This is a genomic window from Helicobacter trogontum (assembly GCF_000765905.2).
In the GTDB taxonomy this organism is placed as follows: Bacteria; Campylobacterota; Campylobacteria; order Campylobacterales; family Helicobacteraceae; genus Helicobacter_A; species Helicobacter_A trogontum.
This window is the reverse complement of record NZ_JRPL02000092.1, coordinates 1-989: the sequence shown is the minus strand read 5'-3', so window position 1 is coordinate 989 and position 989 is coordinate 1. Positions and strand designations below refer to the sequence as shown.

The 989-nt window shown below is 33.1% G+C and carries 2 protein-coding genes; both read right to left on the bottom strand.

The annotated features are described in order from the left end of the window. Entirely contained in the window at positions 1-663 is a 663-nt protein-coding gene (locus tag LS81_RS11005; RefSeq protein WP_034348065.1) for a hypothetical protein, read from the bottom strand. Positions 664-723: 60 nt separating this feature from the next. After that, on the bottom strand, positions 724-933 hold the full coding sequence (locus LS81_RS11000) for a hypothetical protein (RefSeq protein ID WP_052096675.1): 210 nt from the start codon (positions 931-933) through the stop codon (positions 724-726). Positions 934-989 lie beyond the last annotated feature (56 nt).

Here is a 989-nt window from a genome sequence, read left to right as displayed (position 1 = left end):
TCATCTATTTATCTGTCCTATCCAACGCACAATATTACCTTTATCATCTATTTCTACTTCTAAATCTTTGTATTTTTCGTAGAATCTAGGGGATAGAATCTCGTTAAAATATTTTTCGCCTTTTGGGGTAGTCATTACCCAAAACATATATCTATCCCAATATTGTGGTGTGTCCCAATCAGCATTTCTATATTCATCATCGCTCATATTTGGATATTTCTCTTCAAGGTCTGTTATGCCTATCTCATAAGCACCTGTATAAAAGAAATTATCCCTAAAATATATCCACGCTTGATATTTATCAACCCCTTGATTAGCGAGTAGATTCTCCTCTTTATCTTGCAATCCACACATTCCAAATTCTATATATCCAGCCAAAAAGAGTTGTCCCACAATATTAATGTATTCGCTAATGTAGGTGGGATTTGGATTGTTATCATATAATTCTTTGGTTCTTAGCATAAAAAAACTATCAGCTTCACCATCACCATTTACAGCAAAATCCATAATGTGATACTCAAAATACTCCAAAATATCAGTTTTTATGATATTTGGAATTTGTTTTAAAATATCAAACTCTTCATATCCTTTTTTGGAAAAGATTTCTGCAAATTCTTGAAAAAGACATTCACCAATATTATTCAATCCTCTACCAATCGCCATCTTCTTTTGCCTTATTGTGGATTCTTATTTGGTCTGGTTTTTTAGCAGAGGCATCTATTTCTATTGTAGAACCTCCAGTTCCTCCTTTCCCCTCTTTTTTGCTTTTGCTCCACCAGATGATTTCTTCCTTAACTGAATTATCGTGCCATCACTAAGTCTTCGTCTTTTTATCATATATTCTCCTTTTCTATCAAGTTTTTCTTCTAATATCTCCGCTCCCTCTGTAATATCGTCCCAAATTTCTCTTATTTGCTTGTTGTCTTTAGTCATAAATACTTTTTCATTTTCAGAGAATTGCTACTCATCGATTGATTTGTCCTATCCAA